Source organism: Aeromonas sp. FDAARGOS 1409, from assembly GCF_019048705.1.
In the GTDB taxonomy this organism is placed as follows: domain Bacteria; phylum Pseudomonadota; class Gammaproteobacteria; order Enterobacterales; family Aeromonadaceae; genus Aeromonas; species Aeromonas sanarellii.
On the sequence record NZ_CP077395.1, the window covers coordinates 1,607,460 to 1,631,830 of the forward strand.

Below are 24,371 nucleotides of genomic sequence, written 5' to 3' on the forward strand. Positions count from 1 at the left end.
CAGTTCACATGGTGTACAGCATTCCCTACAAAAACAGATAGAGATCGGAGCATAACAATGAAAAAACTCACGACAGTTGCCACCTTGCTGATGGGACTGATGGCGGGAGCCCAAGCCCAGGCCGATACCCGTATCGGTGTCACCGTCTACAAGTATGACGACAACTTCATGGCCGTGGTGCGCAAGGCCATCGAGAAGGAAGCGGCAGCCAATCCCGGCGTGGAGCTGCTGATGAACGACTCCCAGAATGACCAGTCCAAGCAGAACGACCAGATCGACGTATTGCTGGCCAAGGGCGTGAAGGCGCTGGCCATCAACCTGGTCGACCCGGCGGCGGCCCCTGTCGTGATCGAGAAAGCCCGTGCGGACGAGATCCCCGTGGTGTTCTACAACAAGGAACCGAGCGCAGCCGATCTGGCCAGCTACGACAAGGCCTACTACGTAGGGACCGACTCCAAGGAGTCCGGCATCATCCAGGGCGAGCTGATCGCCAAGCACTGGAAGGCCCATCCCGAGTGGGATCTGAACAAGGATGGCGTCATCCAGTTCGTGCTGCTCAAGGGAGAGCCTGGCCACCCGGATGCGGAAGCCCGTACCACCTACGTCGTCAAGACCCTGAACGACGGCGGCGTCAAGACCGAGCAGCTGCACATGGATACCGGTATGTGGGATACCGCCATGGCCAAGGACAAGATGGATGCCTGGATCTCCGGCCCCAACGCCAACAAGATCGAAGTGGTCATCGCCAACAACGACGGCATGGCAATGGGCGCTGTTGAATCCCTGAAGGCCCAGGGCAAGACCGCCATCCCGGTGTTCGGCGTCGACGCCCTGCCGGAAGCCCTGGCCATGGTCAAGAGCGGCGCCATGGCGGGCACAGTGCTGAACGATGCGGCCAACCAGGCCAAGGCCACCTTCGAACTGACCAAGAACCTGGCGGAAGGCAAGCCGGCCGGTGAAGGCACCAACTGGAAGATCGACAACAAGGTCGTGCGTGTTGCCTACGTGGGCGTAGATAAAGACAACCTGTCCCAATTCGAGTAATTCCCACCTCCAGGGCAAGGGAGATCCCTTGCCCTTTTTTCAACCAGATGTGATGGCTGATATGACAACACGGCAACAATCAGAATGGCTGTTGGAGATGATTGACGTCAGTAAGAGCTTTCCCGGCGTCAAGGCACTCGATAATGTCAATTTACGGGTCCGTCCTCATTCTGTGCATGCGTTGATGGGCGAGAATGGCGCAGGGAAGTCCACGCTGCTCAAGTGCCTGTTCGGCATCTACGAGAAGGATCAGGGCAAGATCTTCTTCAAGGGCGAGGAGGTCAACTTCACCTCGTCCAAGGAGGCGCTGGAGAACGGTGTCTCCATGGTGCACCAGGAGCTGAACCTGGTTCTGCAACGCACCGTGATGGACAACATGTGGCTCGGCCGCTACCCCACCAAGGGGTGGTTCATCGATCACGGCAAGATGTATGACGACACCAAGCGCATCTTCGAAGAGCTGGACATCGACATAGACCCGCGAGTCAAGGTCGGCACGCTGTCCGTCTCCCAGATGCAGATGATCGAGATCGCCAAGGCATTCTCCTATGACGCCAAGATCGTCATCATGGACGAACCCACCTCCTCCCTGACCGAGAAGGAGGTCAACCACCTCTTCAAGATCATCAACAAGCTCAAGGAGAAGGGGTGCGGCATCGTCTACATCTCCCACAAGATGGAAGAGATCTTCCAGCTCTGTGACGAGATCACCATATTGCGGGATGGCCAGTGGGTGGCGACCCAGTCCCTCGAAGGGCTCACCATGGACAAGATCATCGGCATGATGGTCGGCCGCGAGCTCACCCAGCGTTTCCCGGAAAAAACCAACCAGCCGAAAGAAGTGATCCTCGAGGTCGAACACCTGACGGCCAAGAACCAGCCTTCCATCAAGGACGTGACCTTCAACCTGCACAAGGGGGAGATCCTCGGCATCGCCGGTCTGGTGGGGGCCAAGCGCACCGACATCGTGGAGACCCTGTTCGGCATTCGCGAGCACAGCGAGGGGAGCATCAAGCTTCACGGCAAGGAGGTCGCCAACCGCAACGCCCACGAGGCGATCCAGAATGGCTTCGCCCTGGTCACCGAAGAGCGCCGCTCCACCGGGATTTACTCCCGTCTCGATATCGCCTTCAACTCCCTGATCGCCAACATGGACAACTACAAGGGATCCATGGGGCTGCTCAGCGACAACAAGATGAAGAGCGATACCCAGTGGGTCATCGACTCCATGCGGGTCAAGACGCCGACCCAGCAGACCCAGATCGGCTCCTTGTCCGGCGGCAACCAGCAGAAGGTGATCATCGGCCGCTGGCTGCTGACCCAGCCGGAGATACTGATGCTGGACGAACCGACCCGCGGCATCGACGTGGGGGCCAAGTTCGAGATCTACCAGCTCATCCTGGAGCTGGCGAAGAAGGACAAGGGCATCGTCATCATCTCGTCCGAGATGCCGGAACTGCTCGGGATCACCGATCGCATCCTGGTCATGAGCAATGGCCGGGTCGCCGGGATCGTCAACACCAAAGAAACTGACCAGAGCGAGATCCTGCGCCTGGCATCTCTGTACCTATAAAGACAGGAAGACATTATGGAGTCGGCTAAAAATTTCAACCTGATGCAGGCGCTCAAAGAGAACGGCATCTATGTGGTGCTGCTGGTGTTGCTCATGATCATCGTGATCAAGGAGCCCTCCTTCCTCAGCCTCACCAACCTCAGCAACATCCTGACCCAGTCCTCGGTGCGGGTCATCATCGCCCTCGGGGTGGCGGGCATCATCATCACCCAGGGCACCGACCTGTCGGCCGGTCGCCAGGTCGGCCTGGCGGCGCTGATCGCGGCCACCATGCTGCAGGCCCTGACCAACGTCAACAAGGTATTCCCGACTCTGGGTGAAGTGCCCATCCCCGCGGTGATCCTGCTGGTGTGCGTGGTGGGGGCCCTGATCGGCCTGGTCAACGGCCTGATCGTGGCCTACCTGAACGTGACGCCCTTCATCACCACCCTGGGCACCATGATCATCGTCTACGGCATCAACTCGCTGTACTTCGACTCCGTGGGTGCCTCCCCGGTGGCAGGCTTCGATCCCCGCTTCTCCAACTTTGCCCAGGGGTTCATCCGGATTGGCGGGTTCAAGCTCTCCTACCTGACCTTCTATGCGGCCATCGCCAGCGTCTTCGTCTGGGTGCTGTGGAACAAGACCCGCTTCGGCAAGAACATCTTCGCCATCGGCGGCAACCCGGAGGCGGCCAAGGTGTCCGGCGTCAACGTCGCCGTCAACCTGGTGATCATCTACGCCCTGGCCGGTGTCTTCTATGCCTTCGGCGGCATGCTGGAAGCGGGCCGCATCGGCAGCGCCACCAACAACCTCGGCTTCATGTATGAACTCGACGCCATCGCGGCCTGCGTGGTGGGTGGGGTGTCGTTCGCCGGCGGTGTGGGCACTGTCGCGGGTGTGATCACCGGCGTACTTATCTTCACGCTGATCAACTATGGTTTGACCTACATAGGGGTCAGCCCTTACTGGCAGTTCATCATCAAGGGCGGCATCATCATTCTGGCGGTCGCGCTGGACTCCATGAAGTACGCCAAGAAGAAGTAAGCATTGGCAGAGAGGGCTGGAGCAATTCCGGCCCTTTCTCTCTGGAGGGACCCATCCCATGCCATTCAAAGTCAAGATCAACGTCCTCCTGCTGCTCGCCATCCTGGCCACCATCGGCACCGCCTGGTTCAGCGTCAACCACTTCATCAGCGGGTACATCCGCACCCAGGCCACCCAGAACATCAACGAGCAGATAACCCTGGTCAGGGAGAAGCTGGCGGGAGACATCAACCAGAGGGTGTTGCTGGCCGCCAACCTCAATCTCGGGGTGACCAGCGTCAAGAAAGCCCTCCAGGAAACCGGCTTTCACAACATCGTCAAGATCATCGGCGACATGGCATTCGACGTGAACGGAGTGATCGATGACAAGGCCAGGGTCGAGGCCCTGCGCAAACAGATCCCCGCCGCCAACAACCAGATCACCGTCAGCCCGCTGGAGCAGCTGGACGGCAAGCCGGTGATCTCCATCCTGGTACCCCGTGGTGCCGATTCCGCCTACCTCTACTACCTCGACATGAGCGAGTTCAAGACGCTGCTGGAGAAGGTGAGCGGGGAGGGGCGCTACTTCTCCCTCACCGACAGCCAGGGCCGGGAGCTCTACAGCAGCAAGCCCAGGGGAGAGACAGAGAGCCGTCCCAACACGCTGGATATCCGGGGCAGCAGCTGGACCTTGACCGGCTATATCGACCTCGATTACATCCGGGCCATGACCCAGGCGCTCAACCGCAAGATCACCCTGGCCCTGCTCGGGGTCGCGGCCCTGGTGCTGGTGATCTCCATGGTGGCGCTCAACCTGGCCTATAGACCCATCCTCTCCCTGCGCGACCTGGTGCAGGAGTTGTCCCAGGGCAACGGCGATCTGACCCGCCGTCTCACGGTGACCAGCAAGGACGATCTCGGCCAGATCTCGGCGGGCATCAACCGCTTCATCGAGCAGTTGCAGGAGATGATGGGGGAGGTACGGCAGGCCAGTGGCCAGCTCAACGAGGGGATTTCGGATCTCGCCAGGCAGACGGGCTCGGCACAGGGGCTGCTGGCCGAGCATGTGCGGGAGACGGAGCAGGTGGTCACCGCCATCAACGAGATGAGCCGCACCGCCGTCTCGGTGTCGGAGAGTGCGGCCAGCACGGCCCAGCTCACCGGCCAGAGCCAGCAGCTGGCCAACCAGTCGCGTCAGGTGGTGGATCAGGCCATGGCCAGCGTGACCGCCCTGGTGACCGAGGTGGAAGCCACGGCACGTTCCATCGAGGCCATGCAGCAGGATGTGCAGCAGATCGGCTCCATCCTCGGGGTCATCGGCGGCATCGCGGAACAGACCAACCTGCTGGCCCTCAACGCCGCCATCGAGGCGGCCAGGGCCGGTGAACAGGGGCGTGGCTTCGCCGTGGTGGCGGACGAGGTGCGCTCCCTGGCAGGCCGTACCCAGAAGAGCACAGCCGAGATCCAGACCATGCTGACCCGGTTGCAGCGGGGCACCCAGACAGTGGTGACCGCCATGGGCAACACCCGGCAGAGCTGTCAGGATGCGGCGGAAAACACCAGCAAGGTGAATGCGTCGCTGGATCTGATGGCGGGGGAAGTGGTGGAGATCAACGATCTCATCAGCCATATCGCCACGGCGGCGGAGCAGCAGAGTGCCGTTGCCGAGGAGATCAACCGCAACATGAGCGCCATCGCCGAGGTGATCAGCCAGCTCAAGGGCAACGGGGAGCGGACCGCGCACAGCTCGAGCGCCATGCAGCGCACCTATGACAGGCTGAGGGAGATAGTGGGGCACTTCCGGCTGGAATAAGGTCTGGTCGTGGACACCCTGGCCGACAGCGCCGTGGCCGGGGTGACCCATCAGCGGGCAGGAGTGAAAAATGCCCAAAAAAGATGGGGGCGACTCGCGTCGCCCCCGATAGTCTTATCGCTCAGATCCTTGAACGAAGTTGCTCCCTGCAATCCCTGACTATACCTCTTCCTTTAGGTTTCCCCTTCCCAATCCTTTGGGGTGTCCTTTAGCCATCATGGCCTGACGAGTCATCCTTTCCCGTCGCACTTTCTCCGTCCTGGGAGGTGTCCTTTACCACATCCTGTGGTGAGTCCATTTGCCCAACCCTGGCAGCCAGTCTTCCTGACCGACTTCATTGCGTCCGTGCAGGAGTAACTATAAGGATTTCGCGCAGGGCGACAACGGCATGTTGAAAAACGTTTTTTCTCAACTCGTTTCTCGCGAAATGATATAGAGATTATTTTGTTATTAATCATTGTGTTGTCAGTGTTGCTTGTGGTTTTTTCACGCTTATCTTCCGACTATGGCGAGAATTTTTATGGCGTTTTACTCACTTATGTAATGGCGAATGTCTCACAGGCCGTTTACCTGGGGTTCAGAAAAGTCGGCGCTACCGGTGTCGATCGCAGATGGGCGCATGCGGGAGCCGACATCCAGGGGCGTGGTGTCGGCCAAATGGCAATCCCGGGGGAGTGAAGCGACGGGTCTGGATGGGGGCGAGGGCGAACGAGGGAATGGCATCACCCAAGAGGAGTGCATCCCCCCTTGGGTGAGAGGACGTGGGTGGGAGGATCAGTGGTGCTGGCTGCCGCCATACCATTGGCAAAGGTAGGCGGGCACCAGCATCTGGGGTGCCTGGTCGACATGGCATACCACCAGCGGCATGGCGGGGGCGCCCTGGGCGTGGACCAGGGCCGGGGCCATGGGCAGGACCAGGGCGACGAGCAGAAACAGCGACTTGATCTTCATGGTTATCTCCTTGGTGACAGAAAAGCGTGTGATCCCGATCACTTTCTGAGTTAAGGCGAACCACGGGTTGGTGCAAGGCGCTGCAATAAATTCAACTAATGAAAAAACTTTGAATCCCGGCTGCAATGGCGCTGATGAGAAAACCCCCGCCGGGATGCGTCCAAAATGCATATCCATATAAAAGACATGGCGTGAAAGCCGTGGGCGCGAAGCCTGCCGTGCGACCTGGCGCAAATGCCATGATCTGGAACAAAAGATGGATTATTCAACCGGAATGGCGAAAGTGACTATTTATGTGGTGCACTCAAGGGGAGTGAATGACGATAAATTCATGGAGAGATATAAAAAATTCAAAAACTGAAGTGGATTATTTTATCTTGCTGATTTTCAAGTGATTTTAAAGCAATGGATATCTCTTTGTGGATAATAAAAATGAATGAAAACGCCATCTTGCCGGGATTTTACGGGCGTTTTTTGCTTGTTTATGCCATGGCGACCCTGGGGCAAATATCGTTTATGTACACTCCGTCATAAATTAACTCCGGAATTTATGCAGTCTGAGTTGAATGTGATCAATGTCTAAGTTTGATGTGACCTCCAGTCCTAATCTCTGCGTCGAAAGGCAAGGGCAGGATAGAACATAAGCCGAATACCCTACATAAAGAATATCCCGCCTTAGCCACGAGCCTGAATAGAAGGAATCTATTCAATCACTCGCAGGGACCACTGCTAGACGGAATATAATCATGAGCAAATTTTATGTAGGTTCTGAAGTTGGCCAGTTGCGCCGCGTCATGTTGCACCGCCCCAACCTCAGTCTGAAGCGTCTGACCCCCTCCAACTGCCAGGATCTGCTGTTCGATGACGTCCTGTCCGTGGAACGCGCCGGTCAGGAGCACGACAAATTCGCTCAGGTGCTGCGCGATCAGAATGTCGAAGTCTTCCTGCTGACCAACCTGCTGGCGGAAACCCTGGATGTACCGGAAGCCAAAACCTGGCTGCTGCAGCATCAGGTCTCCGATTATCGCCTCGGCACCGCGCTGGCCAACGACGTGCGCTGCTTCCTGGCCGACATGCCGCACCGCGAGCTGGCCCGCATCCTCTCCGGCGGCCTGACCTACTCCGAGATGCCCTACAGCGGCGTCAACATGGTGGTCGGCATGCACGCCCCGACCGATTTCATCATCGAGCCGCTGCCCAACCACCTCTTCACCCGCGACACCTCCTGCTGGGTCTACGGCGGCGTCTCCATCAACCCCATGGCCAAGGCCGCCCGTCGCCGCGAGACCAACCATGTGAAGGCCATCTACCGCTGGCACCCGCAGTTCGCCGGCCAGGACTTCATCAAGTACTTCGGTGACGAAGACCGCGACTACGACAACTCCACCATTGAGGGGGGCGACGTCCTGGTCATCGGCCGCGGCGCCGTGCTCATCGGCATGTCCGAGCGCACCACGCCGCAAGGTGTCGAACACCTGGCCCGCGGCCTGTTCAAACACGGCCAAGCCAAGCAGGTCATCGCCATGCAGTTGCCGAAACACCGCAGCTGCATGCACCTCGACACCGTCATGACCCACATGGACATAGACACCTTCTCCGTCTATCCGGAAGTCATCCGCAAGGACGTGAACTGCTGGAGCCTGACCCCGGGTGGCGCCACCGGCATGAACATCAAGGAGGAGGGTTACTTCGTCACCGCCATCGAGAAGGCGCTGGGGGTGGATCAGCTCAAGCTCATCACCACGGGCGGCGACAGCTTCGAGGCCGAGCGCGAGCAGTGGAACGACGCCAACAACGTGCTGACCGTGCGCCCCGGCGTGGTGGTGGGTTACGAGCGCAACACCTACACCAACGAGAAGTACGACAAGGCCGGCATCACTGTGCTGCCCATCCCGGGTGAAGAGCTGGGACGTGGTCGCGGCGGCGCCCGCTGCATGAGCTGCCCGATGGAACGTGACGGCATCTGACAAGACGGCGTGGCGCCGGCAGAGGCTGGCGCCACACTCACCAAGACTCGAGAGTAACACCATGAAAAAACCAACTGTCGTCGTCGCCCTGGGTGGCAATGCCCTGCTCCGTCGTGGCGAGCCGCTTGAAGCTGACATCCAGCGCAAGAACATCGCCACCGCCGCCAAGACCATCGCCCTGATCGCCCAGGAGTACAACGTGGTGCTGGTGCATGGCAACGGTCCGCAAGTCGGCCTGCTGGCCCTGCAGAACAGCGCCTACACCAAGGTCTCCCCCTATCCCCTGGATGTGCTGGGCGCCGAGTCCCAGGGCATGATCGGCTACATGCTGATCCAGGAGCTGAAGAACCTGATGCCGAGCCGCAACGTCACCGCGTTGCTGACCCAGGTCCAGGTCGATCCCAAGGATCCGGCGTTTGCCAATCCGACCAAGTTTATCGGCCCGGTTTATGAAGAAGTGGAGGCCCGCGCCCTGGCTGCCGAGAAGCAGTGGAGCGTCAAGGCCGACGGCAAGTTCTTCCGCCGCGTGGTGCCGTCCCCGCTGCCTCAGCGCATCGTCGAAGGCGACGCCATCGAAACCCTGATCGCCCAGGGCCACCTCATCATCTGTACCGGTGGTGGCGGCATCCCGGTGACCTGGGATGGCCAGAGCCTGACCGGTATCGAGGCCGTCATCGACAAGGACATGTCTGCCGCCTACCTGGCCAAGCAGATCAAGGCCGACGCCCTGCTGATCCTGACCGACGCCGATGCCGTCTACCTGGATTGGGGCAAGCCGACCCAGCGTCCGCTGCGGGTTACCAGCCCGGACGAGCTGGCCGGAGTCAAGTTCGATGCAGGCTCCATGGGACCCAAGGTCGAGGCCTCCTGCGAATTCGTCAAGGCGACCGGCGGCATGGTCGGGATCGGTTCCCTGGAAGATGGCCTCGCCATCCTCAGGGGCGAAGCCGGCACCAATATCGTTGCCACTAATACCGTCAATGCCTGAGCTAATGCTCTGGCCTGAACAACTGCGTAGTTAACAACACTGCCCAAATTGGTCTGAACAAATATAGAGAGAACTCATCATGGCTTTTAATCTGCGTAACCGTAACTTCCTGAAACTGCTGGACTTCACCCCGCGCGAAATCCAATACATGATCGATCTGGCCATCGACCTGAAGAAGGCCAAATACGGTGGCTATGAGCGCAAGCATCTGGTCGGCAAGAACATCGCCCTGATCTTCGAGAAGACCTCCACCCGCACCCGCTGTGCGTTTGAAGTAGCGGCCTTCGACCAGGGCGCGCAGGTCTCCTACCTCGGCCCGAGCGGTTCCCAGATCGGCCACAAGGAGTCCATGAAGGACACCGCCCGCGTACTGGGCCGCATGTATGACGGCATCGAGTACCGTGGCTACGGCCAGGAGATCGTGGAAGAGCTGGGTGCCTACGCCGGTGTCCCGGTATGGAACGGCCTGACCAACGAATTCCACCCGACCCAGATCCTGGCCGACTTCATGACCATGCTGGAGCATGGCAAGGGCAAGCGCCTGGATCAGATCAAGTTCGCCTACCTGGGTGATGCCCGCAACAACATGGGCAACTCCCTGATGGTCGGCGCCGCCAAGATGGGCATGGATATCCGCCTGGTGGCGCCGAAAGCCTTCTGGCCGGAAGAGGAGCTGGTTGCCAAGTGCCGCCTGATCGCCGAAGAGACAGGCGCACGCATTACCCTGACCGAAGATGTCAAAGAGGGTGTGCTGGGTACCGACTTCCTCTACACCGACGTCTGGGTCTCCATGGGTGAGGCGAAAGAGGCCTGGGATCAGCGCGTCAAACTGATGACCCCGTATCAGGTCAACATGGACGTCATCAATGCCACCAAGAACCCAGATGTGAAGTTCATGCACTGCCTGCCGGCCTTCCACAACGACGAGACCACCATGGGCAAGGAAGTGGCCGACAAATATGGCATGAAGGGCCTGGAAGTGACCGAGGACGTGTTCGAATCCGAGCACAGCATCGTATTCGACGAGGCCGAAAACCGGATGCATACCATCAAGGCAGTGATGGTTGCTACGCTGGGCGACTGAGGTCGCAGTAGTGGTGCCGGGGGGTGACCCCCGGCTTTTCGACCATGTGACAGCGGAACAACACCTCTAACCCTACGACCCGCAGCCTGCATGGATACCACACCCACAGAAGGAAGCTGGACCATGACCAAATTCAAGTTCCCGTCAGCCTACACCATATTGTTTGTGCTGATCGCCCTGGTGGCCGCCCTGAGCTGGATAGTGCCCGCCGGCAAATATGAAATGACCATGAACGAGGCCCTCGGCAAGGAAGTGCCGGTCGCCGGTACCTACAAGCTGGTGGATGCCAATCCCCAGGGGATCGTCGACGTGCTGCTGGCCCCCATCGACGGCCTCTACAACCACGACACCTATGAGGCGGGCGCCATCGACGTCTCCCTCTTCATCCTGATCATCGGCGGCTTCCTTGGCATAGTGACCAAGACCGGCGCCATCGATGCCGGGATCGAGCGCGTCACCGACCGCCTGCGCGGCCGCGAGGAGTGGATGATCCCGATCCTGATGGCGCTGTTTGCCGCGGGTGGCACCATCTACGGCATGGCGGAAGAGTCGCTGCCCTTCTACACCCTGCTGGTGCCGGTGATGATGGCCGCCCGCTTCGACCCTGTGGTGGCTGCCGCAACCGTATTGCTGGGGGCCGGTATCGGTACCCTGGGTTCCACAATCAACCCGTTCGCCACCGTTATCGCTGCCAACGCGGCCGGTATCTCCTTCACCGACGGCATCTGGCTGCGGGTCGCCATGCTGGTTGCCGGCTGGCTGCTGTGTGTGGCCTACGTGATGCGCTACGCCAAGATGGTGCGCAACGACCCCAGCAAGTCCCTGGTGGCCGACAAGTGGGATGAGAACCGTGCCCACTTCCTGGGCAACAAGAGCGACCAGATGCTGGAGTTCACCCTGACCCGCAAGATCGTGCTGGGTATCTTCGTCGCCGCCTTCGCCGTGATGATCTACGGGGTGGCCGTGCTGGGCTGGTGGATGGCGCAGATCTCCGGCGTCTTCCTGGCCGCCGCCATCATAGTCGGTGTCATCTCCCGCATGAGTGAAGAGGAGCTGACCTCCAACTTCATCGACGGTGCCCGCGATCTGCTCGGCGTGGCCCTCATCATAGGTATCGCCCGCGGCATCGTCGTGGTGATGGACAACGGCATGATCACCCACACCATCTTGCACAGCGCGGAAGGCATAGTGACCGGCCTCTCCACCGTGGTGTTCATCAACGTGATGTTCGCGCTGGAAGTGGTGCTCTCCTTCCTGGTGCCCTCCTCCTCCGGTCTGGCCGTGCTGACCATGCCGATCATGGCGCCACTGGCCGACTTCGCCAACGTGGGTCGCGAGCTGGTGGTCACCGCCTACCAGTCCGCCTCCGGCCTGGTGAACCTGGTGACCCCGACCTCCGCCGTGGTCATGGGGGGCCTTGCCATCGCCAAGGTGCCCTATGTGCGCTACCTGAAGTGGGTGGCCCCGCTGCTCGGCCTGCTGACCGTGCTGATCGTGGCCTGCCTGAGTCTTGGCGCCATGCTGGCCTGACGAAGAGATCGACACCGCAAACGGGAGCCAGTGGCTCCCGTTTTTTATGGTTGCGGCTGATCCCCGGCGAACCACAGGCAACAAAAAGGCGACCCAAGGGTCGCCTCGCTGCGTCGAAGGGAGGTGCTAGCGCGCCTGCTCCAGGGTGCGCACCACGGCGGCGTGGGCCTGGCGGGTGCGGCTGATGTGGCGCGGGGCGATCAGCACCACGTCGTTGCCGGCCACCGCCCCCAGGATCTCCGGATCGGCGTGGCGATCCAGCAGGCGGGCGACCACGGTGGCGGCCCCCGGGGTGGTGTGCACCAGCACCATCTGCTGGTTGTGGACCACGGCGCGCACCATGTCATGTACCGAACGGGTGCTACCGGCGGGCTCCAACTGCTCGTCCACCAGGGTGTAGACCTTCTTGCCGTTGGCGTTCTGGGCTTTGGCCACGCCTAGGCGGCGCAGCAGGCGGGAGATGGTGGACTGGCTGATGTCGGCGAAGCCGCGCTCCGACAGCTCGCGGCGGATCTCTTCCTGGGTGCTGTAGCAGTGCTGGCCGATGATCTGGCGGCAGGCATCCAGCTGAGCCTGGTCGGACTCTGGTTCCTGGGGGCGAGTGAGGGTCTTGACCATGGCGACTTTCCTTTGATGATGACCGATGGCTATCCTCGCTCAGTCTGTCATTCCGGTTTTTCATAGCAAAAAACACTGATGACGAGCGTTCAAGCAGGTGATGAGCAATGCCTAGCCGTTCTGAGATGGCAAATTATAACCAAAGGGGGAATAAGTGATGTGACAGGGTTCAAAAATGGGCCCGATGGGGCCCACATGGATATCTGTTGCAGGCGAGAAATCAGTAGCGCTCGCTGACGATCTCCTGGGTGAAGGACTTCTCGCAGTACTTGCACTTCATGCGCACCGCACCTTTCACCTCGCGCACCCGGAAGTAGCTCTCCACCGGCTCGTTGTGGGAGATGCAGTTGGAGTTGGGGCAGTGGAACACCCCGGCGATGAACTCCGGCAGCGCCAGCTGGTGCTTCTTCACCACCACGAAGTCTTCGATGATGTTGACGGTGGCCTTGGGGGCGAACAGCGCGAGCTGGTTCGCCTGCTGCTCGGTCAATCGGGTGTTCTCGATCTTGATGAGATCCTTCTTGCCCAGGGCGCCGGATTTCAGGTTGAAGCCGACGGTGATCCGCTCCTGGGTCTCGATCAGCTGGAACAGCTTGAGGATCTTGATGCCCTGGCCGGCGGGGACGTGGTCGATGACGGAGCCGTGACGGATGGCTTCGACTTGCAGTTGGTTCTTGTCAGACATGATGTTCCCCTTTCCCTTAGACGGTTTCGTTCAGTACCAGTGCCAGCAGAGCCTGGCGCGCATAGACCCCGTTCTCCGCCTGCTGGAAGTAGTAGGCGTGGGGGGTCTTGTCGACGGCCACGTCGATCTCGTCGACCCGGGGCAGGGGATGCAGGATCTTCATGGTCGGCTTGGCCCCTTCCAGGGTGGCCCGTTCCAGCACGAACTTGGCGGCCATGTGCTTGTACTCGGTCTCGTCGAAGCGCTCCTTCTGGACGCGGGTCATGTAGAGGATGTCGAGCTCCGGCATCACCTCTTCCATGGTCTCGTGCACGCTGAACTGGATGCCCTTCTCCTCCAGCTCCTCGCACAGGTAGTCCGGCATGGCCAGCGCCTCGGGGGAGATGAAGAAGAAGCGGCAGTTGAACAGGCTCAGGGCCTGGGCCAGGGAGTGGACGGTGCGGCCGTATTTCAGGTCGCCGACGAAGGCGACGTTGAGGCCGTCCAGGCGCCCTTGCGTCTCGTGGATGGAGAAGAGATCGAGCAGGGTCTGGGTCGGATGCTGGTTGGAACCGTCACCGCCGTTGATGACCGGCACCCGGGAGAACTCGGAGGCGAGGCGGGCGGCGCCCTCCTTCGGGTGGCGCATCACCACCGCATCGGAGTAGGAGCCGATGATCTTGATGGAGTCGGCCAGGGTCTCGCCCTTCTTGGCGCTGGTGTTGCCGCCGTCGGCGAAGCCGATGATGTTGCCGCCCAGGCGCTGGACGGCAGTTTCGAACGACAGTCGGGTACGGGTGGAGGCCTCGAAGAAGCAGCTGGCGACCAGCTTGTCTTTCAGCAGGCGGCTGTCGGGTTCGGCCTTCAACCGCTGTGCGGTGGCGACCACCAGTTCCATGTCGGACCGGGTCAGATCCGAGATGGAGATGACGTGTTTGTTATAGAGTGGATTGGTCATCGTCTGCATTCCCTTTGACATCAATGAAGGTTTTTCCGGCACAAAAAAAAGCCCCTGAAACAGGGGCTCTTTTTAAAAACAACTGGGGATCTGTGGGGCGGGAACCGGAAACAACGGGGCCGCTCTGGTGCGCTCCACCCGTCTGCAAGGCTGCTTTTTTCATCAAAAACGGCATCGTCCTGTCCCGACCTTTTTTCAAACCGGACAGATTATAGGGCCGCTTTTTGAATTGTCAAAAATTTATTTGATAGGCAGGATTCGCCTGGGAAAACGTTTAAGTATCGCGAACGGGCCGGCAAATCCACAGCTCGTGTTCATCTCGCAGCGGCGCGCCGTCTTCGGCCATGCTGCGCAGGTAGCCGAGTCTGTGGTGTCCCTCCAGCAGGCAGTATGGGCGGGGCAGGGGCTGGCCGTCGGGGTAGCAGGCATCGGGCTCGGGTTCCAGCACTATGATGGGTTCGGACCAGGTGCCGAGACTCAGCATCTTCTCCCCGAGCCAGGAGCGGCGCACGTAGCGATTGTGGCGCAGCATCTCGCCCCAGCGGTCGATGACCTCCATATGGCGGGAGTCGATGTTGGCGACAATCTGCGCCGTGGGCCAGCGTTCCCGCTCGAAGCGGTGGCTGGCGAGGTCGATAAAGCTCCAGTTGGATTCAAAACCGCGCCAGTGGCGGTAAATCCACTGGGCAAGCACGTTCGGGGGAATGAAGGGCACCAGGGGATAGACCCGCTCGAGGTAGTCAGCCAGGGACTCGGTTTTGCGCTCATCCCTGAAGTTGAGCGGTGCAAGTTGTTGCAGCAGTCGGTAATTGAGCATGGGCGGCCTCCCTGTACCTGATTTCACCCTACCCCCATTTGTGTCCCATTCCTACCCCGTTGGGGCTGCAAATACAGCAGCTTACCCCTGCTCCTTGCAAGAATGACGGGGATTTGCTCGTCATTTGTTCGATCGCATCGAAAGTGAGAAAAAAAGCCTTTACCTTTGAACCCCGCTTTGTATACTACGCCTCGTTTGTTGCAGGGGCGTAGTTCCAATTGGTAGAACAGCGGTCTCCAAAACCGATGGTTGCGGGTTCGAGTCCTGCCGCCCCTGCCATTTTTCAGAAAGGCCAGCTCATTGAGCTGGCCTTTCGCATTTCCGACGTTTGCCGCCGCCTCCGTTAGCCTCTTTTCCCCCTCTTCGCCGCTGCCATTTCTGCCAATGGAGGCCGCTTTTCCCCTGTGCTACACCTTGCTTCCTGCCAGATGGCGCCCTCAGGCGCATCGCATCCGGCGGGCCCAAGGCGCTTCAACAAGGAGAGAGCGATGAACAAGGCAGTGGATACGCGTCACCCCCATGCCCATGCCGGTGGCTGGGTCCCCCGGGATCAGGCCCATGTGGCACGCTGGGTGCAGCGGCTGCGTCAGGCGGTCACCCGCCAGCCGCGCCCGCTGGTGGCACCAATCGCCGGGCTGAAGGCGCTGGTGGAGCAGGATCCTGTCCTGCATCTGCAGGCCCAGGCGATGTTTGACGAGGCGTGGCAGCACGAGCAGAGCACGCCGCTCGGCCAGATCGAGGTGCGCAGCTTCGACGAGTTCCTGCTGCTACTCAACGGCATCATGACCACGGCCCCGGAGGCCTATCAGGATGTGAAAACCCAGGAGCCCGCCGGGCTGATCGGATTTCCCATCAATGCCCTGCTCAACTGGCCCATGGCGACGGTCGCCGGCTACGACTTCTTCGCCAATGCGCTGGTGAACCAGCAACTGCGCAAGATCCTCGGCTACTGGGCCGACTTCCTGCAAAGCCCCGCGTCCCGCTATGTGCTGACCGAGTCGGTGAGCCCCCTGGATCGCCAGACCCTGATCGTTCCCTGGCTCGGCGAGGTGGCGAAGGAGGAGATGGTCCGGGTGGCGCAGGGGGCGCTCGGGGCCGGCGACAACCCCACCCCAGACCGCTTCGAGGAGATCTTCCACACCGTGCCGGGAGAGCAGTACGAGGGCTTTGCCAGCTGGGACGACTTCTTCACCCGCCGTTTCTGCCCCGGCGTGCGGCCGGTGACGGCCCCGGATGATGACAGCGTGATCGCCAATGCCTGCGAATCGGCCCCGCTGCAGGTGGTCAGAGGGGTACGGCGGCAGGATGCCTTCTGGCTCAAGGGGCAGCCCTATTCCCTGGACAACCTGCTGGACTTCGACCCGCGCGCCGCCGCGTTCGAGGGGGGCACTCTCTATCAGGCCTTCCTCAGCGCCCTCAGCTATCACCGCTGGCACAGCCCGGTGAGCGGCACGGTTCGCTCGGTCAAGGTGGTCAACGGCAGCTACTACCTCGCCAACCGGTACCAGGGCTTTGGCAACCCGGAGGGGCCCGACCCGAGCGCCCCCAACCAGTCCCAGCCCTTCCTCACTGCGGTGGCGACCCGGGCACTCATCTTCATCGAGGCGGACAACCCCAAGATCGGCCTGATGTGCGTGGTGCCGGTGGGCATGGCGGAGGTGTCGAGCTGCGAGGTGACGGTGCAGCCGGGGCAGCGGATCGCGAAGGGGGAGCAGCTCGGCATGTTCCACTTCGGCGGCTCCACCCACTGCCTGCTGTTCCGCCCCGGGGTCGAGCTGGCGTTCGACTTCTACGGCCAGCAGCCGGGGCTGGAGGCGTCCAACCTGAGGATCAACACGGCGCTGGCGCGGGTCGGATAACCCCGCCTCCGATAGCACGAGGCCGCCTTCGGGCGGCCTTGTTGCATTCAGGCCTGCTGCCGGAGAAGCAGATCCAGGTAGGCACCTTCTATCAGTTGGGAGGGCTCTACCTCAAGCTGCGCCATGATGTCGTTGGCTTCCTGCATCCCCGCCTCAAGCGGCTCGTCCTCCTCCAGCACCACCTCCAGTTCGAGGAAGTGGCCAAGCCCCTGCACCTGATCGAGGTGGATCCGGGTTCTGCCGACCAGCAACAGGGTGCGCTTCTTCTGCACCCTGCCGATCTGGCCCCAGGCCAGGCTGAGGGTCTCCCGCAGGCGATCTGGTTCATGTGTCGGGGTCAGCTGATAGAAGCTCTCCTTGGGGCCTTGTTGATCGGCGCGGCGGTAGAAGATGAGCTCGCCGGCCGAGGGGGAAAAGGTTCGCAGCTTCAGACGACCGGCGTTACAGCGAAAGAAGGAGTCATCCTGCTCGATCTCGACGGGGCCCTGATCGGCGATGGCGAGTGCCTTGGGGAGTAGATCATCTATCCGCTCTATGCTGGCTTTGATCTCGATATTTCGGGGCATGGCAGGTTTATCTATCAGGGTTTGAAGGAGTCCACCCTAGCACGGATTGCGTCCCTGCATAGCCATCTGTCGAGACGGATATCGGCTGAAGACTTGGTAGTTTTTCGTGACCCACGGCACAACCTGTTGCCGAGTCATGATAAATCAACAGGATTCACTAAAGTCTGCTCCTCATACTGCCGATAGACCTACCAAGATGGGGGTGTTTCCGACCCCCGGCTACCACAAGGATTCGTTGTCATGACTCTCTCGTTGCGCGGCAAGTTGCTCGCGGCCAGCCTGGGGGTAGTGCTGCTGATGGCAGCCCTGCTCGGTATCGTCGCCTTCCATACCCTCAAATCCCGCACCCTGGGCGCCATCCAGAGCGAGGCGGTCAACTACGGCCACGCCCACTCGGTGGCCATCGGCAACTGGCTGGCGGATCGCAAGCACGCGGTCGATGCCCTGGCCGCCGTGATTGCCGACAATCCCGAGACGACCCTGGTGCCGCACCTGCTGCAGACCCGCACCTCGGGCGGCTTTGGTCTGACCTACTTCGGCTCGGAGCAGGGAGAGATGACCCGCCATGATCCCTCCCTCAACACCGCCAACTACGACCCCAGGGTGCGTCCCTGGTATCAGAACGCCAGCAAGGCGGGCCGACTCATCGTCACCGCTCCCTATGTCAGCGTGACCATGCAGCAGATGGTGGTGACCCTGGCCGAGCCGGTGAACCACCAGGGCCGGGTGATCGGGGTCGCCGGGGCGGATCTCTCCCTCGATGCCCTGATCGACGAGGTGCTGGCCATGAAGGTACAGGGGGAGGGCTACGCCATGCTGCTCGATCGTGCCGGCCTCATCGTCGGCCACCCGAACAAGGAGCTGGCGCTCAAGCAGGTGGCGGAGCTGGATCCCGGCCTCACGGGGGCGGCGCTGGATGCGTGGAGCCGGGACGGCGAGCTGCATGGCGCCAACCTGAACGGGCGCGAGGTGCTGCTCTCGGTGCAGGGGGTGCCCGGCACCGACTGGCTGCTCGCCATGGTAATGTACAAGGACGTGCTGGAAGCCCCGCTCGCCACCCTGCTGTGGCAACTGGTGGGGCTGACCCTGGTGCTGCTGCTGGTGTTCGGCGCCCTGCTCATCGCCATGTTCAACTACCTGTTCGCCGATCTCGGCCGGGTGTCGAAGGCGCTTGCCGCCATCGCCCACGGGGAGGGGGATCTCACGGTGCAGATCACCACCCGCAGCAAGGACGAGGTGGGACTGCTGGCCCAGAACTTCAACCTGTTCGTGACCCGGCTGCACGGCATCGTCAGCCGGTTGCGGGACGTCACCATAGAGCTGGCGGCCCAGTCCAGGACCCAGGCGGCAGGGGCCGAGGCGCGCAGCCAGCGAGTGCGCCAGCAGCAGGACGAGATCGTCATGGTGGCGACCGCGGTGACCGAGATGGCCTCCGCCACCCAGGAGATCGCCGGCAATGCCGAGTTTGCCGCCACCACCGCCGGGGAGGCGGTCAGCCTGGCCGTCGCCGGCCAGTCCCAGGTCGGCCAGAGCCAGCGCAGCATCACGGGGCTGGCGGACGAGGTGTCCGACGCGAGCCAGACCATTCACGAGCTGGATGGCCACGCCCAGCAGATCAGCGGCATCCTGGCCACCATCAGCGGCATCGCCGAGCAGACCAATTTGCTGGCGCTCAACGCCGCCATCGAGGCGGCCCGGGCCGGGGAGCAGGGGCGGGGCTTCGCCGTGGTGGCGGACGAGGTGCGGGTGCTGTCGCGCCGCACCCACGACTCTACCGCCGAGATCCAGCAGATGATCGAGGCCCTGCAGCAGACCACCCGCCGCGCCGTGGGCGGCATGGAGACCAGCCGTCGGCTCGCGGGCACCAGCGTGGAGGATGCGGAATCCGCCAACCAGAGCCTGGCGCGGATCAACGAGGCCATCGGCTCCATCAGCGACATGGCGACCCAGATAGCGGCGGCGGCCGAGGAGCAGACCTCGGTGACCGGCGAGATCAGCCGCAACACCGAGAACATCCGCCACGTTTCCCAGGCGCTGGCGGAGCAGGCCGGGGAGGAGGCGGCTCAGGCCGCCGAGCTCAAGTCACTGACCGAGCGGCTGGAGCAGGAGATAGGACGCTTCCGGCTCTGATCCTCCCGTCATTCAGCCAAGAGAAAGGGCAGCCCGCGGGCTGCCCTTTTGTGTTGCCGGCTCAGGGGGTCTGACTGACCCGGATCAGCTGGTCGGTGGCAAAGCCGAGCGCCCTGGCTTGCGCGATCAGGGCCTGCACCTTCTCCTCGGGCGGGTTGGGGGTTCGCGAGAGGATCCAGAGGTACTGGAGGTTGTAGCTGCTCACCAGGGAGAGCTCGTAGTCGGTCGCCAGCACGTTGTAGCTGCCGTAGAAGGGGCCGAAGAAGCTCACCTTTAGGCGTCCCTCGTCGCGCTCGCCCACGAAGTAGGCGCGCCCCTCGGCCTCGCGCCACTGGCCGTCCTCGTCCTGGCCCCGGTTCAGCACCCTGACGCCGCCGTCGTCCCTCAGGCTGTAGCTGGCGGTGACCCGGTTCAGGCCGCGCTCGAAACCGTGATCGAGGCGGGCCACCTCGTACCAGGTGCCCAGGTAGCGGTCGAGCTGGAAGGGCTTGACCACCCTGTGCCCTTCCGGAATGCCGGTACAGGCGGTGGTCAGCAAGGCCAGAAGCAGGATCAGCGTGCGCATGTCATCCCTCCACGATACGCAGTTGTCCCGAGCGGAAGCGTGCCGCGTGTTCGCTCGGGGTGTTGCCAAAGAAGCGTTTGTATTCGCGGCTGAACTGGGAGCCGCTCTCGTAGCCTACCTTGTCCGCCGCCACCCCGGCCTTGAGGCCGTCGTGCAGCATCATCAGCCGCGCCCGGTGCAGGCGCAGGCTCTTGATGTACTGCAGGGGCGAGGTGGCGGTGGCCGCCTTGAAGTGGTGGTGGAAGGCCGAGACGCTCATGTTTGCCTCCCGGGCCAGCTCCTCCACCGTCAGGTTCTCGGTAAAGCGCTGCTCCATGATACGCAGCACCCGGGCGATCTGGCTCACCTGGCTGTGACGGCTGGCCATGGCGAGCAGGGCGGGGGCCCCCGCCTCATGCAGGGCGTGGAACAGGATCTCGCGCACTATCTGGGGCCCCAGCACCCGGGCGTGGAGCGGCTTGTCCATCACGTCGATGAGGCGCTCCACGGCGCAGAGCATGGTCTCGGAGAGGGGCACGGAGACCACGCCGCGGCCCGGCTCCGCCGGGGCGGGGGCCGCGTCCCCCATCTCCAGCAGCAGGGCCTGCAGCGCCGCCACGTCGATCTCCACCGAGAGCCCCACCAGGGGGGATTCGGGGGAGGCGAAGCACTCGCACTCGCAGGGCAGCGGCAGGGTCATCATCAGGTAGTGCTCGGGGTCGTAGCGGAAGGTGAAGTCCGAGAGGTAGCCCACCTTGTGCCCCTGCAGGATGATGATCATGCGCGGGCGGTAGAGCACCGGGATGCGGTCGTGGTGCTCCGTGGTGTAGATGAGGTGCACGCCGGGCACGGGGGCGGCGGTGATCCCCGGGGGCGGCGCCAGGGCGGCGAGCCGGGAGGCGAGGGCGGACTGGTGGGTCGCCGCAACGGGCTGATTTGTACTCATTTATCCAGGCTCAGTAGAAATAGGCAAGAAATCGGCAGAAAGATCCCTTGATGGTAGGTGGTTATAAGAGAAAAATGCAACCCATACCTTACCGACTACGACCACTCCGGGAGATCCCATGAACAACTTCATCCTGCACACCCCCACCAAGGTGCTGTTCGGCAAGGGCCAGGTGGCCCAGCTGCGCGGCCAGATCCCCAGCGACGCCCGCATCCTCGTCACCTACGGCGGTGGCAGCGTGGTGCGCAGCGGCCTGCTGGACCAGATCCGCAGCGAGCTGGCCGGCCTGACCCTGTTTGAATTTGGCGGCATCGAGCCCAACCCCACCTACGAGACCCTGATGGGCGCCGTCGAACTGGCCCGCGCCGAGCGGATCGACTTCCTGCTCGCCGTCGGCGGTGGCTCCGTGCTGGACGGTACCAAGTTCATCGCGGCGGCCGCCCACTACGATCCGGCCAGGGATCCCTGGCACATCCTCGAGACCGTGGGTGGTGAGGTGGCCTCCGCCATTCCCCTCGGCAGCGTGCTGACCCTGCCGGCCACCGGTTCCGAGATGAACATGGGCGCCGTCATCACCCGCAAGAGCACAGGGGACAAGCAGCACTTCTTCTCGCCCTTCGTGATGCCGCGCTTCGCCGTGCTCGACCCCGTGCTCACCTATACCCTGCCCGCCCGTCAGGTGGCCAACGGGGTGGTGGATGCCTTCATCCACACCCTGGAGCAGTACCTCACCTACCCGGTGGACGCCAAGGTGCAGGATCGCTTCGCCGAAGGGCTGCTGCTGACCCTGATGGAGGAGGGCCCCAAGGCGCTGGTGGAGCCGGAAAACTACGACGTGCGTGCCAACATCATGTGGAGCGCCACCCTGGCACTGAACGGCCTGATCGGTGCCGGCGTGCCCCAGGACTGGGCCACCCACATGCTGGGCCACGAGATCACCGCCCTGCACGGTCTGGACCACGCCCAGACCCTGGCGGTGGTGCTGCCTGCCCTGCTCAATGCCAAGCGCGAGCAGAAGCGCGCCAAGCTGCTGCAATACGCCGAACGGGTCTGGGATCTGCGCAGCGGCAGCGAGGCCGAGCGCATCGACGGGGCCATCGCCGCCACCCGCGACTTCTTCGAGCGGATGGGGATCAAGACCCGGCTGCGGGATTACGTGGCCGACGCCCAGGTCGACGCCCTGCTGGCCAAGCTCGAAGAGCACGGCATGACCAGCCTGGGGGAGCACGGCGACATCGACCTGGCCCAGAGCCGGCATATTTATGAGGCCGCCTGGTAAGCAGAGCACGCCTGAACCGGGCCGCAGGTCCGGTTGTACCAGGGGGCCCGACTCCGCCGGATGGCGGGGCAGCGGCCCCCTGATCGTTGCAAAATGGTTACTTTTTCCTTTTTTCATCTCATCAAATGAGCCAATGGCAGATTTCATAAGAACAAAAAACGCTAAGGTAGAGAGCGGCCCAAACATTTTTTTTGACTGGTTGGATCACTTTTTTTGGCGCTTTTTGCTGGTATAAGCCCCTAATTTGGTTTGTTTTTTTTAATCGTGCGCCGGGATGGGTTGAATTCTGTACCCGACCGTCCGGGGCCGTGGTTGTAATAAAACTCCAAAATTTGATACTAATCACCCTCGCGCCTGAAAAGCGGGGGCCTGACCGTGACAGGAGGTCGAGGTGAAGCCTGCTGATTTTCATAACAAAGGGCCCGTGACCTGCACTTTGATCATGCCTTGTCCCCTCAGACATGAGAGACTGGGCAATGATTGTTTATTAACCATCAGGGAATAGTCATGCAGATTGGAATACCGAGAGAGAGTCTCGCCGGTGAGACCCGGGTCGCAGCGACCCCGGCCACTGTCGAGCAGCTGAAAAAGCTCGGCTTCGAGGTTGCCATCGAGGCCGGTGCCGGCCTGCGAGCCAGCTTCGATGATGCCGCCTTCGAGGCTGCCGGTGCCAGCGTGGTACCGAACGTCTGGCAAGCCGACCTTGTCTTCAAGGTCAACGCGCCGACCGAGGCCGAAATCGCACAAATTAAGGATGGTGCCACCCTGGTGAGCTTCATCTGGCCCGCCCAGAACCCCGAGCTGGTCAAGAAGCTTTCCGAGCGCAACATCAATGTGATGGCGATGGACATGGTGCCGCGGATCTCCCGTGCCCAGTCCCTGGACGCCCTCTCTTCCATGGCCAACATCGGTGGCTATCGCGCCGTGGTGGAAGCCGCACACCAGTTCGGTCGCTTCTTCACCGGCCAGATCACCGCCGCCGGTAAAGTGCCGCCCGCCAAGGTGCTGGTCATCGGTGCCGGTGTGGCCGGTCTGGCCGCCATCGGGACCGCCGGTTCCCTCGGTGCCATCGTGCGTGCCTTCGATACCCGTCTGGAAGTCGCCGAGCAGATCGAGTCCATGGGTGGGGAATTCCTCAAGCTGGACTTCGGCGGCGAAGATGGCGCATCCAGCGACGGTTACGCCAAGGTGATGAGCGAAGAGTTCATCAAGGCCGAGATGGAGCTGTTCGCCCAGCAGGCCAAGGAAGTGGACATCATCATCACTACCGCCCTGATCCCGGGCAAGCCGGCACCCAAGCTGATCACCAAGGAGATGGTGGACAGCATGAAGCCGGGCTCCGTCATCGTGGACATGGCGGCCCAGGCCGGCGGCAACTGCGAATACACGGTACCGGGTGAACTGCATGTCACCGACAACGGCGTCAAGGTGATCGGTTACACCGATCTGCCGGGCCGCCTGCCTGCCCAATCCTCCCAGCTCTACGGCACCAACCTGGTGAACCTGATGAAGCTGATGTGCAAGGAGAAGGACGGCAACGTCGCCATCGACTTCGAAGACGTGGTGCAGCGCAACATGACGGTGATCCAGGCCGGTGAAGTGACCTTCCCGCCCCCCGCCATCTCCGTCTCTGCCGCCCCGCAGAAACCGGCTGCCGCCAAACCGGCCGCCAAGAAGGAAGAGGCCAAGCCCTCCAACAAGAAGTTCGTGTTCGGTGCCCTCGGCATCGCCGCCTTCGGTTGGGTGGCCGCCGTGGCGCCTGCCGCCTTCCTCTCCCACTTCACCGTCTTCATCTTGGCCTGCGTGGTCGGTTACTACGTGGTGTGGAACGTCTCTCACGCCCTGCACACGCCGCTGATGTCGGTCACCAATGCCATCTCCGGCATCATCGTCGTCGGTGCGCTGTTGCAGATTGGACAAGGGTCGACCCTGGTCACCGTGCTGGCCTTTGTCGCCGTGCTGATTGCCAGTATCAACATCTTCGGTGGCTTCACCGTCACTCAGCGCATGCTGAAGATGTTCCGTAAGGATTAAG

22 protein-coding genes and 1 tRNA gene are annotated in these 24,371 nt (G+C 61.8%); 14 read left to right on the forward strand and 9 right to left on the reverse strand.

The window, feature by feature from the left end; all coding sequences use genetic code 11:
* Positions 1-57: 57 nt before the first annotated feature.
* The 5 genes from mglB to I6L39_RS07660 all read left to right on the forward strand — a co-directional run bounded on the left by mglB (position 58) and on the right by I6L39_RS07660 (position 6,113).
* The gene (gene mglB, locus I6L39_RS07640) at positions 58-1,044 is read left to right on the forward strand and encodes a galactose/glucose ABC transporter substrate-binding protein MglB (RefSeq protein ID WP_042078757.1); all 987 of its coding nucleotides are present in this window, start codon (positions 58-60) and stop codon (positions 1,042-1,044) included.
* Between the two features lie 52 nt (positions 1,045-1,096).
* A complete protein-coding gene (gene mglA / locus I6L39_RS07645) occupies positions 1,097-2,617 on the forward strand; it encodes a galactose/methyl galactoside ABC transporter ATP-binding protein MglA (RefSeq protein WP_042078758.1) in 1,521 nt (506 codons plus the stop codon).
* Positions 2,618-2,632: 15 nt separating this feature from the next.
* Positions 2,633-3,643, forward strand: a complete 1,011-nt coding sequence (mglC, locus tag I6L39_RS07650; RefSeq protein ID WP_042078760.1) for a galactose/methyl galactoside ABC transporter permease MglC — start codon at positions 2,633-2,635, stop codon at positions 3,641-3,643.
* 58 nt (positions 3,644-3,701) lie between these two features.
* On the forward strand, positions 3,702-5,435 hold the full coding sequence (locus tag I6L39_RS07655) for a methyl-accepting chemotaxis protein (protein ID WP_216991470.1): 1,734 nt from the start codon (positions 3,702-3,704) through the stop codon (positions 5,433-5,435).
* Between the two features lie 444 nt (positions 5,436-5,879).
* Positions 5,880-6,113 carry a hypothetical protein gene (locus tag I6L39_RS07660; RefSeq protein WP_216991471.1) on the forward strand — a complete coding sequence of 78 codons (234 nt, stop codon included), beginning with the start codon at positions 5,880-5,882 and terminating at the stop codon, positions 6,111-6,113.
* Positions 6,114-6,209: 96 nt separating this feature from the next.
* On the opposite strand, the gene I6L39_RS07665 is transcribed toward I6L39_RS07660, so the two are convergent.
* The gene (locus I6L39_RS07665) at positions 6,210-6,386 is read right to left on the reverse strand and encodes a hypothetical protein (protein WP_152551730.1); all 177 of its coding nucleotides are present in this window, start codon (positions 6,384-6,386) and stop codon (positions 6,210-6,212) included.
* A gap of 746 nt (positions 6,387-7,132) precedes the next feature.
* Here I6L39_RS07665 and arcA point away from each other — a divergent pair.
* From arcA to I6L39_RS07685, 4 genes are all read left to right on the forward strand, one after another.
* Positions 7,133-8,353: an arginine deiminase gene (arcA, locus tag I6L39_RS07670; RefSeq protein ID WP_042078763.1), complete on the forward strand. Its 1,221-nt coding sequence runs from the start codon at positions 7,133-7,135 to the stop codon at positions 8,351-8,353.
* Positions 8,354-8,414: 61 nt separating this feature from the next.
* Positions 8,415-9,341: a carbamate kinase gene (gene arcC, locus I6L39_RS07675; protein WP_216991472.1), complete on the forward strand. Its 927-nt coding sequence runs from the start codon at positions 8,415-8,417 to the stop codon at positions 9,339-9,341.
* A 79-nt stretch (positions 9,342-9,420) separates the two neighbouring features.
* Complete coding sequence (gene argF / locus I6L39_RS07680) at positions 9,421-10,425, forward strand: ornithine carbamoyltransferase (protein WP_033114793.1); 1,005 nt, start codon at positions 9,421-9,423, stop codon at positions 10,423-10,425.
* Between the two features lie 123 nt (positions 10,426-10,548).
* Positions 10,549-11,955, forward strand: coding sequence for a YfcC family protein (locus tag I6L39_RS07685; RefSeq protein ID WP_216991473.1), 1,407 nt, complete (start codon positions 10,549-10,551; stop codon positions 11,953-11,955).
* Between the two features lie 126 nt (positions 11,956-12,081).
* Here the strand turns inward: I6L39_RS07685 and I6L39_RS07690 are convergent, their stop codons facing one another.
* The 5 genes from I6L39_RS07690 to I6L39_RS07710 form a co-directional block, all read right to left on the reverse strand.
* Positions 12,082-12,573 carry an arginine repressor gene (locus I6L39_RS07690; RefSeq protein ID WP_042078766.1) on the reverse strand — a complete coding sequence of 164 codons (492 nt, stop codon included), beginning with the start codon at positions 12,571-12,573 and terminating at the stop codon, positions 12,082-12,084.
* Between the two features lie 220 nt (positions 12,574-12,793).
* Positions 12,794-13,258, reverse strand: a complete 465-nt coding sequence (pyrI, locus tag I6L39_RS07695) for an aspartate carbamoyltransferase regulatory subunit (protein WP_216991474.1) — start codon at positions 13,256-13,258, stop codon at positions 12,794-12,796.
* Positions 13,259-13,274: 16 nt separating this feature from the next.
* A complete protein-coding gene (gene pyrB, locus I6L39_RS07700) occupies positions 13,275-14,195 on the reverse strand; it encodes an aspartate carbamoyltransferase (protein WP_216991475.1) in 921 nt (306 codons plus the stop codon).
* The gene (locus I6L39_RS07705; RefSeq protein ID WP_216991476.1) at positions 14,176-14,370 is read right to left on the reverse strand and encodes a hypothetical protein; all 195 of its coding nucleotides are present in this window, start codon (positions 14,368-14,370) and stop codon (positions 14,176-14,178) included. Before I6L39_RS07705 ends, pyrB begins: the two co-directional genes overlap by 20 nt.
* Positions 14,371-14,469: 99 nt before the next feature.
* Positions 14,470-15,012 (reverse strand): hypothetical protein, encoded by a 543-nt coding sequence (locus tag I6L39_RS07710; protein ID WP_209794293.1) that lies wholly within the window; start codon positions 15,010-15,012, stop codon positions 14,470-14,472.
* A gap of 202 nt (positions 15,013-15,214) precedes the next feature.
* Between I6L39_RS07710 and I6L39_RS07715 the strand changes: the two genes are divergently transcribed.
* Positions 15,215-15,291: transfer RNA gene (locus I6L39_RS07715), tRNA-Trp, on the forward strand.
* A 209-nt stretch (positions 15,292-15,500) separates the two neighbouring features.
* The gene (locus I6L39_RS07720; RefSeq protein WP_216991477.1) at positions 15,501-16,871 is read left to right on the forward strand and encodes a phosphatidylserine decarboxylase family protein; all 1,371 of its coding nucleotides are present in this window, start codon (positions 15,501-15,503) and stop codon (positions 16,869-16,871) included.
* Positions 16,872-16,918: 47 nt separating this feature from the next.
* On the opposite strand, the gene I6L39_RS07725 is transcribed toward I6L39_RS07720, so the two are convergent.
* Positions 16,919-17,437 (reverse strand): class IV adenylate cyclase, encoded by a 519-nt coding sequence (locus I6L39_RS07725; protein ID WP_216991478.1) that lies wholly within the window; start codon positions 17,435-17,437, stop codon positions 16,919-16,921.
* Between the two features lie 240 nt (positions 17,438-17,677).
* Here I6L39_RS07725 and I6L39_RS07730 point away from each other — a divergent pair, with 240 nt between their 5' ends.
* Positions 17,678-19,567, forward strand: a complete 1,890-nt coding sequence (locus tag I6L39_RS07730; protein WP_216991479.1) for a methyl-accepting chemotaxis protein — start codon at positions 17,678-17,680, stop codon at positions 19,565-19,567.
* Positions 19,568-19,628: 61 nt separating this feature from the next.
* Here I6L39_RS07730 and I6L39_RS07735 read toward each other — a convergent pair whose 3' ends face one another.
* Both I6L39_RS07735 and I6L39_RS07740 read right to left on the reverse strand, forming a co-directional pair.
* The gene (locus I6L39_RS07735; RefSeq protein WP_216991480.1) at positions 19,629-20,132 is read right to left on the reverse strand and encodes a lipocalin family protein; all 504 of its coding nucleotides are present in this window, start codon (positions 20,130-20,132) and stop codon (positions 19,629-19,631) included.
* A 1-nt stretch (position 20,133) separates the two neighbouring features.
* Complete coding sequence (locus I6L39_RS07740; protein WP_216991481.1) at positions 20,134-21,057, reverse strand: AraC family transcriptional regulator; 924 nt, start codon at positions 21,055-21,057, stop codon at positions 20,134-20,136.
* A gap of 118 nt (positions 21,058-21,175) precedes the next feature.
* Between I6L39_RS07740 and yqhD the strand changes: the two genes are divergently transcribed.
* Together yqhD and I6L39_RS07750 are read left to right on the forward strand one after the other, a co-directional pair.
* A complete protein-coding gene (gene yqhD / locus I6L39_RS07745; RefSeq protein ID WP_216991482.1) occupies positions 21,176-22,336 on the forward strand; it encodes an alcohol dehydrogenase in 1,161 nt (386 codons plus the stop codon).
* A gap of 507 nt (positions 22,337-22,843) precedes the next feature.
* Positions 22,844-24,370 carry a Re/Si-specific NAD(P)(+) transhydrogenase subunit alpha gene (locus I6L39_RS07750; protein ID WP_209794278.1) on the forward strand — a complete coding sequence of 509 codons (1,527 nt, stop codon included), beginning with the start codon at positions 22,844-22,846 and terminating at the stop codon, positions 24,368-24,370.
* Position 24,371: the final 1 nt, after the last annotated feature.